15 protein-coding genes and 2 pseudogenes are annotated in these 14419 nt (G+C 66.1%); 2 read left to right on the top strand and 15 right to left on the bottom strand.

Going from position 1 to position 14419, the window contains the following annotated elements:
- From ICN82_RS11375 to ICN82_RS11360, 5 genes and pseudogenes are all read right to left on the bottom strand, one after another.
- The gene (locus tag ICN82_RS11375) at window positions 1-2292 is read right to left on the bottom strand and encodes a TonB-dependent hemoglobin/transferrin/lactoferrin family receptor (protein ID WP_193182800.1); all 2292 of its coding nucleotides are present in this window, start codon (window positions 2290-2292) and stop codon (window positions 1-3) included.
- 300 nt (window positions 2293-2592) lie between these two features.
- Window positions 2593-2919, bottom strand: a complete 327-nt coding sequence (locus tag ICN82_RS21650; protein WP_330998994.1) for a LysR substrate-binding domain-containing protein — start codon at window positions 2917-2919, stop codon at window positions 2593-2595.
- Between the two features lie 205 nt (window positions 2920-3124).
- Window positions 3125-3382: a LysR family transcriptional regulator gene (locus tag ICN82_RS21645; RefSeq protein ID WP_330998993.1), complete on the bottom strand. Its 258-nt coding sequence runs from the start codon at window positions 3380-3382 to the stop codon at window positions 3125-3127.
- A 29-nt stretch (window positions 3383-3411) separates the two neighbouring features.
- Window positions 3412-3668: pseudogene (locus ICN82_RS11365) on the bottom strand (integrase core domain-containing protein); the annotation flags it as partial.
- Window positions 3669-3684: 16 nt separating this feature from the next.
- Window positions 3685-3945: pseudogene (locus ICN82_RS11360) on the bottom strand (IS110 family transposase); the annotation flags it as partial.
- A gap of 286 nt (window positions 3946-4231) precedes the next feature.
- On the opposite strand from ICN82_RS11360, the gene ICN82_RS21640 reads away from it, so the two are divergent.
- Window positions 4232-4732: a cation:proton antiporter domain-containing protein gene (locus ICN82_RS21640; protein WP_330998992.1), complete on the top strand. Its 501-nt coding sequence runs from the start codon at window positions 4232-4234 to the stop codon at window positions 4730-4732.
- Window positions 4717-5481 carry a cation:proton antiporter domain-containing protein gene (locus ICN82_RS21635; protein WP_330998991.1) on the top strand — a complete coding sequence of 255 codons (765 nt, stop codon included), beginning with the start codon at window positions 4717-4719 and terminating at the stop codon, window positions 5479-5481. Before ICN82_RS21640 ends, ICN82_RS21635 begins: the two co-directional genes overlap by 16 nt.
- Before the next feature lie 51 nt (window positions 5482-5532).
- On the opposite strand, the gene ICN82_RS11350 is transcribed toward ICN82_RS21635, so the two are convergent.
- The 10 genes from ICN82_RS11350 to ICN82_RS11305 form a co-directional block, all read right to left on the bottom strand.
- A complete protein-coding gene (locus tag ICN82_RS11350) occupies window positions 5533-5862 on the bottom strand; it encodes a PRC-barrel domain-containing protein (RefSeq protein WP_193182798.1) in 330 nt (109 codons plus the stop codon).
- 539 nt (window positions 5863-6401) lie between these two features.
- The gene (locus tag ICN82_RS11345; RefSeq protein WP_193182796.1) at window positions 6402-7244 is read right to left on the bottom strand and encodes an alpha/beta fold hydrolase; all 843 of its coding nucleotides are present in this window, start codon (window positions 7242-7244) and stop codon (window positions 6402-6404) included.
- A 75-nt stretch (window positions 7245-7319) separates the two neighbouring features.
- Entirely contained in the window at window positions 7320-7922 is a 603-nt protein-coding gene (locus ICN82_RS11340; RefSeq protein WP_193182794.1) for a flavin reductase family protein, read from the bottom strand.
- Between the two features lie 50 nt (window positions 7923-7972).
- Window positions 7973-9454, bottom strand: coding sequence for a tannase/feruloyl esterase family alpha/beta hydrolase (locus ICN82_RS11335; RefSeq protein ID WP_193182792.1), 1482 nt, complete (start codon window positions 9452-9454; stop codon window positions 7973-7975).
- Window positions 9455-9626: 172 nt separating this feature from the next.
- On the bottom strand, window positions 9627-10367 hold the full coding sequence (locus tag ICN82_RS11330) for a GntR family transcriptional regulator (protein ID WP_193182790.1): 741 nt from the start codon (window positions 10365-10367) through the stop codon (window positions 9627-9629).
- A gap of 91 nt (window positions 10368-10458) precedes the next feature.
- Entirely contained in the window at window positions 10459-11055 is a 597-nt protein-coding gene (locus tag ICN82_RS11325; RefSeq protein WP_193182788.1) for a carboxymuconolactone decarboxylase family protein, read from the bottom strand.
- Window positions 11052-12245 (bottom strand): CaiB/BaiF CoA transferase family protein, encoded by a 1194-nt coding sequence (locus ICN82_RS11320; protein WP_193182786.1) that lies wholly within the window; start codon window positions 12243-12245, stop codon window positions 11052-11054. The genes ICN82_RS11325 and ICN82_RS11320 overlap by 4 nt, the downstream gene beginning before the upstream one ends.
- Window positions 12242-12886 (bottom strand): glutathione S-transferase, encoded by a 645-nt coding sequence (locus tag ICN82_RS11315; protein WP_193182784.1) that lies wholly within the window; start codon window positions 12884-12886, stop codon window positions 12242-12244. The genes ICN82_RS11320 and ICN82_RS11315 overlap by 4 nt, the downstream gene beginning before the upstream one ends.
- A complete protein-coding gene (locus ICN82_RS11310) occupies window positions 12883-13656 on the bottom strand; it encodes an alpha/beta fold hydrolase (protein WP_193182782.1) in 774 nt (257 codons plus the stop codon). Before ICN82_RS11310 ends, ICN82_RS11315 begins: the two co-directional genes overlap by 4 nt.
- Entirely contained in the window at window positions 13656-14417 is a 762-nt protein-coding gene (locus ICN82_RS11305; protein ID WP_193182780.1) for an enoyl-CoA hydratase-related protein, read from the bottom strand. Before ICN82_RS11305 ends, ICN82_RS11310 begins: the two co-directional genes overlap by 1 nt.
- Window positions 14418-14419 lie beyond the last annotated feature (2 nt).

Genomic DNA, 14419 nt, shown 5'->3' with positions numbered 1-14419 from the left:
TCAGAACTCCATCTGCAGCGAGGCCGTGAAGACCCGGCCCGGCCCGGTCTGCAGCTCGATCGGGTTCGCCGCCGCGACCGCGCTCGAGGCCGTCCGACCGTAGGTGGCCGCATTCGCCTCGAAGTAGCGCTTGTCGAAGAGGTTCTTCACCCCCAGGTTCAGCGTGGCATTGCGCGTCACCTGCCAGATGGCGAACACGTCGAACAGCGCATAGCCGTCAGGTTCGAACCGGTCCTCGCTTTCCGTGCGGGTGACGTCATCGGCGAAGATGCCCACCAGGTCGAGCGTCAGCGCATCGGTCGCGGCCCAGGACAGACCGGCGGTCGCGGTCAGCGGCGGCAGGGTATGCGGAACCGACTTGCTGTCCGCGTCGGCCTTCTGGCTGCCCTCCTGCCAGGTGGCCGCCCCGGTCAGGCGCAGCCTGTCGGTCAGCGCGACCTGTCCGTCGAATTCCACCCCCCAGATATGGACCTTGGAGAGGTTGCGATAGGTGATTTGCCCGGTTTCCGGAATCTGCCAGAAGTTCTGGATGAAGTCCTCGTATTTGGCGTCGAATGCCGTGATGCCGAAGGCGTGGCGCGGGGCCTCGTGCCGCAGGCCGATCTCGATGCTCTTGACCGATTCCGGTTTCAGGTCGGGGGCCGGGATCAGGTCGAAGGACGGCAGCGAGGTGTAGTATTGCTGTGCCGTCGGCATCTTGAAGCCTTCGCCGTAATGCCCCCAGACCTGCCAGCCACCGCCGAAGCGGTAGAGCGCGCCGAGGCTGACCAGCACCTCCTCGCTCTTCTTCACTCTTGGTTCGGCCCCCTCGATCTCGGCATAGTCCGAATCCGGACGCGGATCGAGCTTGTAGGTCGCATAGCGCACACCCGGGGTCACCTCGAGCGACCCGCCCAGGAACGACATGCGGTCCTGCAGGTAGAGGTCGGCACGGGTGGTGTCGGCATTGGCGAAGTTGAACCCGCCCGCCGGCGAACGGGTCACGGTGCCGGTCGTCAGGTTGCGCGTGACGTCGAGGCGCTCGTAGTCGGTCTTGGTGAAATCGCCATCGAACCCCCATGTGACCTCGTGCCCGATCCCCGCAAGATCGAAGCGCGATGTCGCCTGGATGTCGAGTTCGTAGAACTTCTCCTGATAGGTCAGGCTGTCGCGGGTGAGTTCCCGAGCGCCGGAGGCCAGGGTCCGGTCACGCAGGCCGGTGCGATCATATTTATGCGGCGTATAGGCCAGCGTGGTGCGCAGCGTGTCCAGCCAGACCAGGCCCGGCGTCCAGGTGTGCTCCACCGCATAACGCGTGCGGTCCAGATCCAGCTCCCGGTCATGGCTCAGCAGCGTCTCGCCGGTCGGCGCGCCGGTGAAGGACGACAGAACCGCACCGAGGCCGTTATTGTACTGCACCTCCGTATTGCGCTTCAGCATGTCGATGGAGAATTCGAGCCGGTGCTCCGCAACCGGGGTCCAGACCGCCTTGGCGAGCACGCGGTCCGTGATCGTGTCCATCGGGTTCAGTTCGCCGCAGGGCGTCGCTCCGGCCTCGACATCTCGCGGGCAGCCATAGATGCCGCCGTCATCGCGGGCATTCGACAGGTCGACCTCGCTCGCGGCGCGGCGCGACAGGCCCAGCATCACCGCCCAGCCCGGACCGAATTGCTGCGCGAAGGCGGCCGAGACACCGGTGCCCTTGTCGAGCCCGTCATATTCGGCGCGGACGAACCCGCCGCGGTCGCGCCCCCGGAGGATGTCGGCGGGATCCAATGTCTGGATCGCCACGACGCCGCCGAGCGCATCGGATCCCCACAGCACCGATGCCGGCCCTTTCACGACCTCGACCTGCTTGGTGAAGTTCAGGTCGACATAGTCGCGCGTGCCGTCGGTGATCCGTTCGGCCACGCGCGATCCGTCGACGACCATCTGCACGCGGTTGCCGCCCACCCCGCGAATGTTGAACCCCCCGAAGCTGGAAAACGGATCCGTCGAGGTGGTCTGGCGCGGCACCGTCACGCCCGGCGTATAGCGCATCAGCTCGTGCATGTCGTCGAGCCCGCGATCGTCGATCTCTTCGCCGGGGATCACCACGACCGAGGCCGCGACATCGTTCGCGGCGGCCTCCCGACGTTCGGCATAGACCGTAATGGGCTCCAGCAGGAGCGGTTTGGTCGGATCGGCCTCCTCGGTCTCCGCCTCCTGCCGAAGCGGTGCCTCCTGGCCGAAGGCGGCCCCGGCCATTGGCAAGACGAGAAGGGCCGCCGCAGTCGCGCGCAGCGCTGCGTTCAGTGAATGTGATTGTATCATGGAGGTCCCTCGACCCAGATGTTTCCGGGCTGGCGGAGGGGCTAGCACTCGCCCGCAATTCCGCGGGAACGGCGGTGTTCGTGCTGCCGCGGGCGGATGAAGTCAATAAAATGAAACGGTTTGTTAAAGAATATTTCAAACTGTGGATTTTCGGCATGCCGGGCGGACCGGCCCGCCCGGGATCCGCAGGACCCCAACCTGACCGCCGTGCGCTCTCGAAGGCTGCCTGTCGAAGAGAAACGCAGGAACCTTGCGGGGGCCGAGATGGCCGCGACCATGACTTGACGCCTGCGTCGCCGGTCAGGCCGTGTCGCAGGCCGGTGCGGTTTCCGTCAGCCACAGCCGGAACCGGCGCATCACCTGGCTTTCCGGGCGCGATTGCGGCCAGGTCAGCCAATAGCTGCCCAGATCGACCGTCAGATCGAAGGGCCGCACCAGTCGGCCGCCCGTTTCCCGGGCGCGAAACATGCGCGCGGGCAGGAGGCCGACGCCCAGCCCCTGCGCCGCCATCTCGGCCAGGACGACGGAACTGTCCGGGACCGGGCCGCGCAGCGCGGGGCAGCGCAGTCCCGCCGCCTCGAACCAGCGGTCCCATTCGGCCCCGCGATAGGAGCGCAGCAGGCGCATTCCCCCCAGATCCGCCGGGCCCCTCAGCAAGGCCGCAGAAGCGGGCGCGCACATCGGCGTCAAGGGGGGCGCCCATGATCCGGCAGGCGGCCAGCCCGTGCCAGGACCCCTCGCCGAAGCGCAGCGCCATGTCCAGCCCGTCACCGGTGATGGTCACGCGGTTTTTGTTGGTGAAGACGCGCAGATCGACCTCCGGATGCGCCGCCTAAAACTGCGCCAGCCGCGGGATCAGCCAGCCGATGGCGAAGGTGCCGACCACGCCCAGGTAAAGCGCCTCGTGGAAACGTCCGCCGGAAAACCGGTCGAGCGTGTCGCCGATACTGTCCAGCGCCGCCGTCACCACCGGCGCCGGCGCCATGCCCTCGTCGGTCAAGACCAGACCGCGCGGCACCCGGCGGAACAGCACAACGCCCAGCCGGTCCTCCAGGGTGCGGATCTGATGGCTCAGCGCGGCCTGGGTCACGCAAGGTTCCACCGCCGCACGGGTCAGCGTCAGGTGGCGGGCGGCTGTCCGCCATGGGCGGCATGGGGCCGCTGGTGGTTGTAGAAGGTGATCCATCGGCCAACGCCGGTCCTGGCTTGCGAGCCGGTCTCCCAAGCGTGCAGATATACGCACTCATACTTCAGGGACCGCCAAAGCCGCTCGATGAAGATGTTGTCGAGGCAGCGCCCCTGCCGTCCGTCGAGATCCGGGTGCCGATCCGTCTCAGCCGGTCGGTCCAAGCGAAGGACGTGAACTGCGGCCCCTGGACGCCCTTCTAAGGGTCAAGCGGCGATCCGGTTCTGATTGATCTCCTTGTGCCGACGCAGGACGGTGCCGAAGAGTTCCCGCGCCATGTAGCGCTTGAGGCGGCGGATGGCCTCGAGCTTCGATCTGCCCGATGCGATACGGCAGGCAATGCAATCCTGCGTTCGCTGATCCAACCTCAGTCGCCCGATTGCAATGATTTGGATCGCACTGTTCGCGGCTCGGTCACCGCCCCTGGTCAGCCTGTGCCGCACGGTCTTCCCCGACGACGCAGGCATGCTTGTCGGCCGCCGTCACCTCGAGGACCTCGACGCCTGCGGTCTGCAGGTGACGCAGCAGTCCGGCACCGTAACTGCCGGAACACTCCATGCTCGCGCGCCGCAGATCCCCACCTATGCCCGCAACGATAGCCGCGGTTTGGCGGGAAGGCAGTTCATCCCATTGGCTCAGCCATGGATGTCAAGCGGACTGCGGCCCTTGCCAAGGTCAGGTTCTGGCGGGATGGATACGAATGAGCTCCTGAGACGTTAGGGACACGACAATGCCCAGGCCAGGACCTCCGTGATGCCCTCAGACCCCTTCTTCGAGCTGTCGCCCTATCACCTCATGCTGGCCGTCGGCGGGCTTGTCGTCATCCTTGCGCAATGGCTGCCCCGTCTTGTCTCTCGGCGGGAACCCGCGGCAGCGCCGCTGATGATCCTCTTCGGTGCCGGGGCTGCGCTGCTGTTCCCCGGCACGGCATTGATGCCTGATCCGCGCCAGACCCCGCTGCCCTGGGAACTGATGAGCGAGATGGCGGTGATCGTCGCGCTTTTCGGCGCGGGCATGCGCATCGACAGGCTTGGCCCCTGGCGGCGCTGGCGCCCCACCTGGCGGCTCCTGGGCATCGCGATGCCGTTGACGATTGCAGCGGTCGCCTGGCTCGGCAGCGGGCTTGTCGGACTGACGCTCGCAGGCGCGATCCTGCTGGGCGCGGTGCTGGCGTCGACCGATCCGGTCCTGGCCTCAGACGTGCAGATCGGCCCCCGCAACAGGGCCGGGAGCACCCCGTGCGCTTCGCCCTGACCACCGAGGCCGGCCTGAATGACGGGCTGGCCTTTCCCTTCGTCTATCTTGGCTTGCTGGTTGCTGCCGAGGGGCTGTCACCCGTGGCCTGGGGGGCCGGGTGGTTCTTGCAAGACGTGCTTTACCGAACCGTGGTCGGGGCGGGGATCGGGTGGCTGGGCGCACGCCTGCTGGGGATCGTCCTGTTTTCCGTGCCGCGGAATGCGGTCCTGGCCGACACCGCTGCGGGGGTGCTGGCCCTGGCGGGCATCGTGCTGTGCTATGGCTCCGCCGAACTGGCAGAGGGATATGGCTTCATCGCCGTGGCCGTCATGGGGCTGACGCTGCGCCGGATCGAGGAGGACCATTCCTTCCACCGCCGCCTTCACGATTTCTCCGAGAGCATCGAGCATGCGCTGACCGCGTTGCTGCTGGTTGCCCTGGGCAGCGTGCTGCCCCGGCTTTTCGCAGACCTGAGCTGGACGCATCTCGCGGTGGCGCTGATCCTGCTGCTGCTCATCCGGCCGCTGGCGGGCTGGCTCGCCTTGCTCGGCACCGGCATCGACAGGCGCGACCGCGCCGTCATGGCCATCTATGGCGTGCGCGGGATCGGCTCGATCTATTACCTCGCCTATGCGTCAAGCCATGTGCAATTCGCCGACGAGGCCGAGATCTGGACGCTTGTGGCGCTGGTGATCCTCCTGTCGACCGTGCTGCACGGCTTCAGCGTCGGCCGGGCCGTGGACCGGCTTGACGAGAACGAAAGCTGACGCTTTGCCATGGGCGGTCCCCCTACGGGAGACCACCCTTCGAGGGGGCGCCTAGATCCAGTAACTCGGTACGCCGTAATAGTCGTGCGTCCGCGCCTCCCAATCGCGATCGCGGTACCAGTCGTCCTTGCGCGCAGGCGCGCCTTCCAGCTGTTCCGAGGTAATATCGGTCACATAGCCTCCAAGGCCTGTGTCATAGCTCAGCTTGCCCCAGGAAATGGGGTGATGATCCTCGCCAAACCCCAGAAAGCCCCCGAACCCCATGACGGCATAGGCGACCTTGCCGGTGGTCTTGTCGATGGACAGGTGGTCGATCGTGCCGATCTGCTCTCCGGCGCGGGAATAGACCGCCGTGCCATTCACCTTGTCGGATGAAATCATGCCCGAGTGCTGTTCCATGGTAACATCTCCTCCTGATGTGTTCAGCGAACCGGAGCGCAGAGGCAATGTTCCGACAGGAACCGTCCTGCCACCAAGGAGAGCGCCTTTCCGCCGGTCCCTTCCGGTCGCAGATCTGGCCGTCTCCGATGCGGTTGGCCGTCCCGGGGAAGGTCGCAGGACCGAAATCGAAACCGGAGGGTCCGGCCATAGCCGGAGCCGCCACCCCGACCCATCCCCATGCGGGGGCCGGATCCGACCAGGACTTCGGTCGCTGCCGCACCGGACATGAGCTCCGGGCGCACGGTCTCTCCTCTGATCCCCGTGGGTCGCCAAGCGCGCCCTGCGGCAGCGCGGTGGTCTGGGCTGGGCATAGATCTTCGACAGGGCAGCACCCTGTCAGCTGGCGCAAGGAACCAGACGGCCGCGCGACGTGTCTTGCGCTCCCAGGTCAGCTCTTTGCCGCCGGCACGCGCGCGACGGCAGCGGTGGCTGTATGCCCGTCCCGACATGGGACGGGCCGTGGCGCCGCAGACGCCGGTTCATTCCTTCAGGAGTGCATCCGCCCAATCTGCGATGGCATCGGCGGTTTCGACGGGTTTCGCTGCCGGAAGCGCGTGGCTGGCACCGTCGATCACCGTGACCGTCACGCGATCGCCCAGCTCGTCGCGCACCTCCATGCGCGAGCTTTCCGGCCGGAACGGATCGGAGCCTGCCTGCAAGTCAAGGATTTGCGCGCTGCCGCCAGACCAGTAATCCTCGCGGTTGGTCAGCTTGCGCGCCGCCCTCTGACTGACGGTGACATCTTGATGCCAACCCTCGAGCCAGGGTTCCGCGCTCTGCTCGTCGGTGAAAAAGGCCAGCAGCAGCCCTTCCATTTTCTGGTCGCGGCTCGACTCCGGATCGTTGATCATCGTGATCGCCTCGGAAAGCTCCGCGGGCCAGGACTTTGCACCGCCCGCGATCAGCGCAAGCCCGGACACCATCTCGGGATGATCCGCGGCGATCGTCTTGGCGATCCACTGTCCGTAGGCATGGCCCGCGACGATGGCCTTCCCGCCCTCCTGCGCGATCACCGCGGCGAAATCGTCGCCGAAGTCGTGGAAAGACACCTCGGTCATCTTGCCGGTGCTGGCCCCGATACCGCGCGGCTCCGGCAAAGCGACACGGTAGCCCCGTTCCGAGAGCCGGTCAGCCAGCGGCGCAAGCTCACCGGAGCTGCGGCCCGTCGAAGCGATCACCACCACCAAAGGCCCCTCCCCGCGGACCGAATAGCCCACCTGCGCATCACCATTCATTGCCGTCTTCTCCTCGACCTGCGCTTGCGCAAGACACGGCATAGCCAAGGCGAGGGCAAAGCCCATCACCGCAAATCTCGTCTTCATCTCGGTACTCCTCCAAAGGCCCCACTCGCTGTCCGCGATCAGGCCCGGCGTGGGGTCAACCGGGCCCGGATCCTCTCAGGACCCGGGGCGCGGAATTTCGAACGTCTGCTCCGTTACTGCGTAATCGAGGTAGCCAAGCCGCGAGACAGGACGGATCAGATCCGTACGGACCCGGCCGTCGCGCATGACGTGATCCGCGATCTCGATGCCCGTGACCTCACCGAGGACGATATGCGTGTCGCAAGGCAGCCCGCTCTTGGGCGCAAGGGAGATCACCCGGTTCAGGATACACTCGATGACCACCGTGCTCTCCGCAACGCAGGGCGCGTCAATGCTGCGGCACGGACGCTCCGTCACGCCGGCAATGCTGAACTCGTTGACCTCGGGCGGCACCGGCGCAGAGCTCCGGCTCATCGCTTCGGCCAGCTCGGCACCAACGATATTGATCGCAAAGACACCCGTGGTTTCAATGTTGGTCAGACTATCCTTGCGCGGCGTCGAGGACAGCATGACGAAGGGCGGATGCGTCGCTGCAGCATTGAAGAAGCTGTAGGGTGCGAGATTGGGCAGATCGGTTGCACTGCGGCTTGAGACCCAGCCGATGGGCCGGGGTGTCACCAGCGCAGTCCAAGGGTTATGCGGCAAGCCGTGCGTGCCGGTCCGCGGATCGTAGAACATCGTCTTCTCCCTCTGCCATCGCACCAGGACGCGGTGCAATGGCCTTGCATTCACTGGCAGACAAAGCTCGCGGCCTCGTCCTCGCGGCCCGCGCCGTCGTAGGTCGCGATCGTCGGCCAGGGGCACAGCGGACGGGTCCGCCCGCCCAGTTCCCCACCCGTCGCGATCAGCCGCTCCGGGGCCTGTCCGTCCTCGACCCAGGCGACGATGGCGTCGAGCACGTCGAAACTGTCTGCCCCCGGACCGCCGCGGCAATGCCCCATGCCCGGCACCGGGAAATAGCGGGCGAAGGTGTCGACCTCGCCCATGTCCTCGGTCAGCTCCGCCATGTAGCGCGCCGTGTCATTGGCCGAGATCGCCGCATCACCGGTGCCGTGATAGAACAGGATTTTCCCGCCCCGGTCGCGATAGGCCGCAAGGTCCGTCGAGGTCGCGTCCGCGAAGGCGGCCGATGCCTCCATCCGCTGCGGATCGCTGTCAAAATCGAAACCGATGATGTCGAAATCCGGGTCCGGCGGCGTCAGGAAGACATACTTGATCCCGTTGTTGGACAGCCCCGCCTTGATGGCATTCGGGACCGGCGTGTCCGAGGTGCCGAGGCGCCACCGGCCCCAACTGTCAGGGCCGTCGCTTCCAATGGCTGGATCGTAGCTCCATTCGACATAGAACCGGTTGCCCTTGCTGTCGCGGGAGCCTTCGTGCAGCGCGGTCAGCGTCTCTACCTGGCGGTCCGACAGGCAGGCGCCGTCCTGGCCCGGCCCGCACCGCAGGGCCGTCACGTCATAGTCGCAACCCGCAGGGTCGAGCACGAGTCCATCCGACAGGCCATCCCGCGCATCGCATTGCCGCACGATGTCCCCGGCCAGAAGATCCAGCTCCGCATCGGAGAAGGCCTTCGACAGGATCGGATTCCCGCCGGCGTCCTCGGGCGCGATCGCGGTCAGTTTCTGCAGGCCCCAGGCCGAGTCGATATGGCTGCGCGACAGGCGGAACACCGGAGCACCCGCAACAATGCCGTCAAACAGCTCCGGGAAACGCTGGCTCGCCATCATGCCCTGCCGCCCGCCATTCGAGCAGCCGATGAGATAGCTGTGATGCGGTGCCGTGCCGTAATAGGCCTCGGTCAAGGCCTTCCCGGTCAGCGTGACGTCATGCAGCGACTGGTAGCCCCAATCCTCGCGCGCCTGCGGGTCGAGGCCGAAGGAGCTGTCCTTGTCCTCGTGGCCCGCGTCGGTGGAGATGACGGCGTAACCCTCGGCCACGGCCGCCGTCTGCCCCATGGGCTGCGACCCGCCATAGGCCGGGCGCACCCGCCCGTCTAGGCCGCCGCCGCCCTGGAAATAGAACCGGCCGTTCCAGCCTTCGGGCAGCCGCAGCTCGAATTTCGACCCGAAGGGCAGGTCGTTCGCACCGGTCCGGGCATTAATTATGCCGGTCACCTTGCAATAGGCCGGCAGGTCCTGTTCCGCGTCCTCGTCCGGGCCTGCGGCGACCCATGTACTGCGGTAGATTTCGACGGTTTCGTCAGGCAACGCCAGAGACGTGCAGCCCGCCTCGTCCGCTTGCGCCACAGCCGCATGGAACGCAGCCGCAGCGACACCCATGCAGATGTGCGCCTTCATGATATCCCCCCAAAAACTCCTCGGGAGAATCATTAAAGCAAAAGACTAGCTTTGTCACTTAATGGATGCATTGCCGCCGCAATCAGGTGAGCAGCTTCATGTCGATACGCACCTTGTCCCCGCGGTATATCCCGTTTGCCACGAGGATCAGCTGACCAGCATCGTCGATGGCCAGCCGCTGCACCATGACGATCGGATCATTCAGCGACACCTGCAGGAAATCCGCCGTTTCCACGTCGGCAGAGGCAACCGAAAGGATCTGCCGCGCATCTGCGACACGCACACCCGGCAGATCCGAGACAAGCCGCATCGCGGTGGTCGTGGTGAAGTTCTTCCGAGGGATCAGCGCCTCGATCCGTTCGTCGACATAGACATCGGCCACGAGGAACGGCACTTCCTGCCGCCGGTGCAGGCGACGCAGGTGGCGGTAGGATGGTGCGACGGTTCCGTGATCGAAATCGGCCTGTTGCAGGGTCGCCCCCACCTCGTCGGACAGCACGGAAATTTCTGCGTCGGCCCGCGACATGAGCATGCCGTTCCAGTCGGTCTGCACCTCGCACCACAGATCGCGTTCCGGGCGCGCCTTGACGAAGGTGCCCTTCGCCCGGAACCGTTCGATCAGGCCTTCCTTCTCGATCTGGTCCAACGCCTGACGGATCGTCATGCCCGCCACGCCGAACTCCTTCGACAGCTGTTCGACCGTGGAAATACGTTCGCCGATAGGCCAGTCACCGCGCTCGATCCGTCCGCGGAAGACGGATGCGAGCTGGATGTAGCGGGCGACATTGCTTTTCTCGAGCAGGTCCGTGCGGCTGGCGGCCATGATGCAATTCCCTCTGACGGACGAAGCGCGTCGCTTCGAAAGTGATTTGCCAGTTTTATATCATTTTGGGCCGATCTAAGGGAACATCGCTTCAGCCGCGTTCCGGCAGGTCGCACAGCCGCCCGGGGGTGACGGGAAGATCCGCGCGCACGCCTTCGGGCACCGGAATCTCGTGCGCATTCAGGGTCATGGCCACCATCGAGTAATACCCCACCACGGCAGTCAGCTCGACCACGCCCACTTCGCCCCAGCGCGCGCGGATCGGGTCATAGACGGCCTGTTCCGGCTTGCCTCTGGTCAACAGCTGACAGACGTAGTCATAGATTTCCCCGGCTGCCAGATCGTCCTCGAAACCAGGCACCCGGCCCTCGCGCAGGTCGTCGATGACCCCTTGCCCGAGCCCGGCCGCCAATCCGTCGCGTTCATGGATCGCCCATTCCAGGAGGCTGTTCCAGCGCCGTGCGGTGATCAGGATCGCCAGTTCATTCAGATGGCCCGGCAAGGTGGTTTCAAACCGCAGGACACGTCCGAACTGCTGCCAGCGATCGGCCAGCACCGGGTTGTGCAGCGCCGCGCGCAGCGGCCCCACCAGCGCGCCCCGAGGGCCCGATACGATTTCGTCGAACACCGCCTTCTGCGCGGGCGACATGGTTTCGGGGGCAGGAAAGCTGATACGTCCCATGGTCATCCCTTCACCTTTGCCGCGTCGATGCGGGCGCGGATCTCGCCGGTATGTGCGCCGAGCAACGGCGGCGCGGCCTCGAAGCGCAGAGGGCTATCCGCGAACCGCATGGGCGACACGACCTGCGGCACGCTGCCCGCCAGCGGATGCGGCAGGTGCTGCAGCATCTGCCTGTGCTGCACCTGCGGTTCCGCCAGCACCCCCGGCACGGTGTTGATCGGCGCACAGGGCACCTTGACCGCGACCAGATCGGCGCGCCAGTCACCCAGATTGCGGGTCCGCAGCGTCTTGCAGATCATCGGGTGCAGCGTGTCGAGATTCTCGACCCGCGCGGCATTGGTGGCAAAACGCGGGTCATCAGCCCATTCGGGATGGCCAAGCGCCTGCGCGAAGCGGACGAACTGTTCATCGTTGCCGACCGCGATGACGATATGTCCGTCTGCCACCGGGAAGATGTCCTGCGGCTGGATGTTGGGGTGCTTGTTCCCCTTCCGCGTGGGCGTGGCCCCGGACACCAGATGGTTCATTGCCTGATTGGCCAGCATGGCGGTTGCCACGTCCAGCATGGCGATGTCGATGTAATCGCCCTTGCCGGTCTCGTTGCGCCGCGCCAGCGCGGCCAGCACGGCGACGGTGGCATACATGCCGGTCATGATGTCGATCACCGGCACGCCGACCTTCTGCGGCCCAGCCCCCGGTTCACCATCCGGCACGCCCGTGACCGACAGCAGCCCGCCCATGGCCTGGATCATGAAGTCATAGGCCACGTCCTGGGCCATCGGGCCGTCCTGCCCGAACCCGGTGATCGAGCAGTAGATCAGTTTCGGATTGATGGCGCGCAGGGTCTCTTCATCCAGCCCGTAACGCTTCAGGGTGCCGACCTTGAAATTTTCCAGCACGATGTCGCTGTCGCGGGCCAGATCGCGGATCATCTCCTGCCCCTCGGGCGAGGCGATGTCGACCTCGACCGATTTCTTGCCGCGGTTCACCGACAGATAGTAGCCCGACTCCTTCGTCGGATTGCCTTGCGTGTCCTTCATGAACGGGGGGCCCCAGCGGCGGGTGTCATCGCCGACGCCCGCGCGTTCCACCTTGATGACCTCGGCCCCGAGGTCGGCGAGGATCTGACCGGACCACGGGCCGGCCATGATGCGGCTCAGGTCAAGGACCCGTACGTGGGAAAGAGGTCCGCTCATGTTGTCTCCTTTGCGAATGTCAGGATGCCTGCGGTCAGGGCGTTGTCGCCCGTGCCGTCGTCGACCACGGCAGTGGCCGCGACGGATGGGCGCGCGGCCCAGTCGGCGGCCAGCGCGGCCAGGCCGGGGAAATGGTCGCGCCAGGCGCAATCGGGCCAGCGGAAGTCCAGCTGCCCAAGGAAGCAGACCAGCGCCACATGACCGGGGCCGAAGGGCGCGGCGGTCAGGCTGCCGACTTCGGCTTCCAGATGCGCCATGACGGCGCGGATCTTGACCAAGTAGCTGCCGGTGATCGCCGCCCACGGGCCGATCGGACGCGACAGTTCGGTCCGCCATGCCAGCAGGATGTCGGTTGCCCCATCGGCCAGGGCGGCCCAGGTCTGCGCCCGCGGCCCGTCGGGCAGCACCTCGTCACGGTCGAGATAGGCACAGATCACGCGGCTGTCGAAGAGCACACCGTCATCCGTGACCAGTGCCGGGATCTTTCCCAGCGGATTGTCGGCCAGAACCGCCGGGTTCGGCGGCAGGTGGGCGGCAACGACGTTGCGCATCAGCTCGACCTCGTCAAGCCGGCCCGTTTCGTGCAGCGTGATCATGACCTTGCGTACGAAAGGCGATCGGGGGGACCAGTGCAGCTTCATGGCGCGACCTCTGCAAGGAAGTCGGCCAGCAGGGCGGCGGTGGCCTCGGGCTGTTCGAAACAAGGGACGTGGCCTGCGTTCTCCACCCCTTCGAACCGGGCGCCAAGGGTGTCGGCCAGGCCGCGCAGGGTCTCGGGGATCTTGCCGTCCGACAGCCCCGCGACCAGCAGCACCGGCACCGAGATCCGCGGCAGCACGGCCGTTTCGTCATAGCCCTGCAATGCCGTGGCGCAGGCGCGGAACCCCTCGAAGGGGGTGGACGCGATCATGGCAATCAGCGCCTCGGCCTTCGCATCCGAGGTCAGCCAGCGCTCGGCGGTGACTTTCGCGTAGCCCGCCATGCCCAGGCTGCGGCCTTCCTCGATCCGGGCGCCCCAGGTCTCGACCGCGGCGGGGGCGGATTTCGCCATGCCGTCCATCAGGACCAGACCGGCGAAGCGATCCGCGGCCTTTCCGAAGGCCGCGAGCGTCGTGGGCACGCCCATCGACAGGCCCACGCAGACCGCGCGCCTGACATCGGCGTGATCCATCACCGCCAACAAGTCATCCGACAGGATGTCGAAATCCACCGCGCCTGTCGGCACGTCCGAGGCGCCATGCCCGCGCTGATCGTAACGCAGCACGTTCCAGCCCGACAGCCGCGCCACCACCCCGTCCCAGACCGAGAGGTCGGTGACGAGAGAATTGGAAAACACCACCCAGGGCGCGTCAGGGGCGACCCGGTCGATGCGGACGTTCAGTGTGGTGCCGTTGATCGGGGCGCGTTCCATCACTTGCCCTTCCAGACCGGCTTGCGCTTCTCGACCACGGCGGCGGTGGCCTCGCGGGCGTCTTCGGTCTTCATCAGCTGAGTGCTGAACTGCTGTTCGATCTGGTAGCCCTCGTCGACGGGCAGGAATTCGATCTGGTTCAGGGACTGCTTGCCGATCCGCAGGCCCAGAGGTGCCTTGGCGGCGATCTTCGCGGCCAGCGCGCGGGCCTCGGCCATCAGCTGATCGGGCGCGTAGATGTCCTGCACGAAGCCGAAACGCCATGCCTCCTGCGCGTCGATCGGTTCACCGGTGAAGAACATCTTGCGCAACAGCCCCTGCGGCAGGTGGCGCCCCATATGGGCCATGCCGCCACAGCGGCCGATGTTGACCTCGGGCGTGCCGAACTTCGCCGTTTCGGACGCCAGCCGGATGTCACAGACCGAGGCCAGCACGGTGCCCGCCCCAAGCGCGGGACCGTTCACCGCCGCGATGGTCGGCAGGGCGCAGTCGCGGATCGATTTGAAACAGCGTCGCACGATGCGGGCGCGTGCAGGGTCCTCGGCCACCGTGGCGGCTAGGAATTCCTTCAGGTCGAGGCCGGCACAGAAGGCACGGGTGCCCGCACCGGTGAGGATGATGCAGTTGATCCCCTCCCATGTGTCGGCGGCATCGAAGGCCTCTCCGATCTCGGCGTAATTGGCCAGTGTAATGGCATTGACCGGGGCCACGTCGATGGTGATCTCCGCGACCTGTCCGGTGAAGCTGATGTCGATACCCATGT

This window comes from Mangrovicoccus algicola, assembly GCF_014903745.1.
Classification (GTDB): Bacteria; Pseudomonadota; Alphaproteobacteria; order Rhodobacterales; family Rhodobacteraceae; genus Mangrovicoccus; species Mangrovicoccus algicola.
Note: the sequence above shows the minus strand (reverse complement) of the source record. Positions and strands in the feature narration are given on the sequence as shown.

What these genes read in the sequence shown, in the direction of transcription:
- ICN82_RS11375 (WP_193182800.1), bottom strand. Translation starts at nt 2,292, where the DNA reads ATGATACAATCACATTCACTGAACGCAGCGCTGCGCGCGACTGCGGCG.
- ICN82_RS21650 (WP_330998994.1), bottom strand. Translation starts at nt 2,919, where the DNA reads ATGCGCCTGCTGCGCTCCTATCGCGGGGCCGAATGGGACCGCTGGTTC.
- ICN82_RS21640 (WP_330998992.1), top strand. Translation starts at nt 4,232, where the DNA reads ATGCCCTCAGACCCCTTCTTCGAGCTGTCGCCCTATCACCTCATGCTG.
- ICN82_RS11350 (WP_193182798.1), bottom strand. Translation starts at nt 5,862, where the DNA reads ATGATTTCATCCGACAAGGTGAATGGCACGGCGGTCTATTCCCGCGCC.
- ICN82_RS11345 (WP_193182796.1), bottom strand. Translation starts at nt 7,244, where the DNA reads ATGAAGACGAGATTTGCGGTGATGGGCTTTGCCCTCGCCTTGGCTATG.
- ICN82_RS11340 (WP_193182794.1), bottom strand. Translation starts at nt 7,922, where the DNA reads ATGTTCTACGATCCGCGGACCGGCACGCACGGCTTGCCGCATAACCCT.
- ICN82_RS11330 (WP_193182790.1), bottom strand. Translation starts at nt 10,367, where the DNA reads ATGGCCGCCAGCCGCACGGACCTGCTCGAGAAAAGCAATGTCGCCCGC.
- ICN82_RS11325 (WP_193182788.1), bottom strand. Translation starts at nt 11,055, where the DNA reads ATGACCATGGGACGTATCAGCTTTCCTGCCCCCGAAACCATGTCGCCC.
- ICN82_RS11320 (WP_193182786.1), bottom strand. Translation starts at nt 12,245, where the DNA reads ATGAGCGGACCTCTTTCCCACGTACGGGTCCTTGACCTGAGCCGCATC.
- ICN82_RS11315 (WP_193182784.1), bottom strand. Translation starts at nt 12,886, where the DNA reads ATGAAGCTGCACTGGTCCCCCCGATCGCCTTTCGTACGCAAGGTCATG.
- ICN82_RS11310 (WP_193182782.1), bottom strand. Translation starts at nt 13,656, where the DNA reads ATGGAACGCGCCCCGATCAACGGCACCACACTGAACGTCCGCATCGAC.
- ICN82_RS11305 (WP_193182780.1), bottom strand. Translation starts at nt 14,417, where the DNA reads ATGGGTATCGACATCAGCTTCACCGGACAGGTCGCGGAGATCACCATC.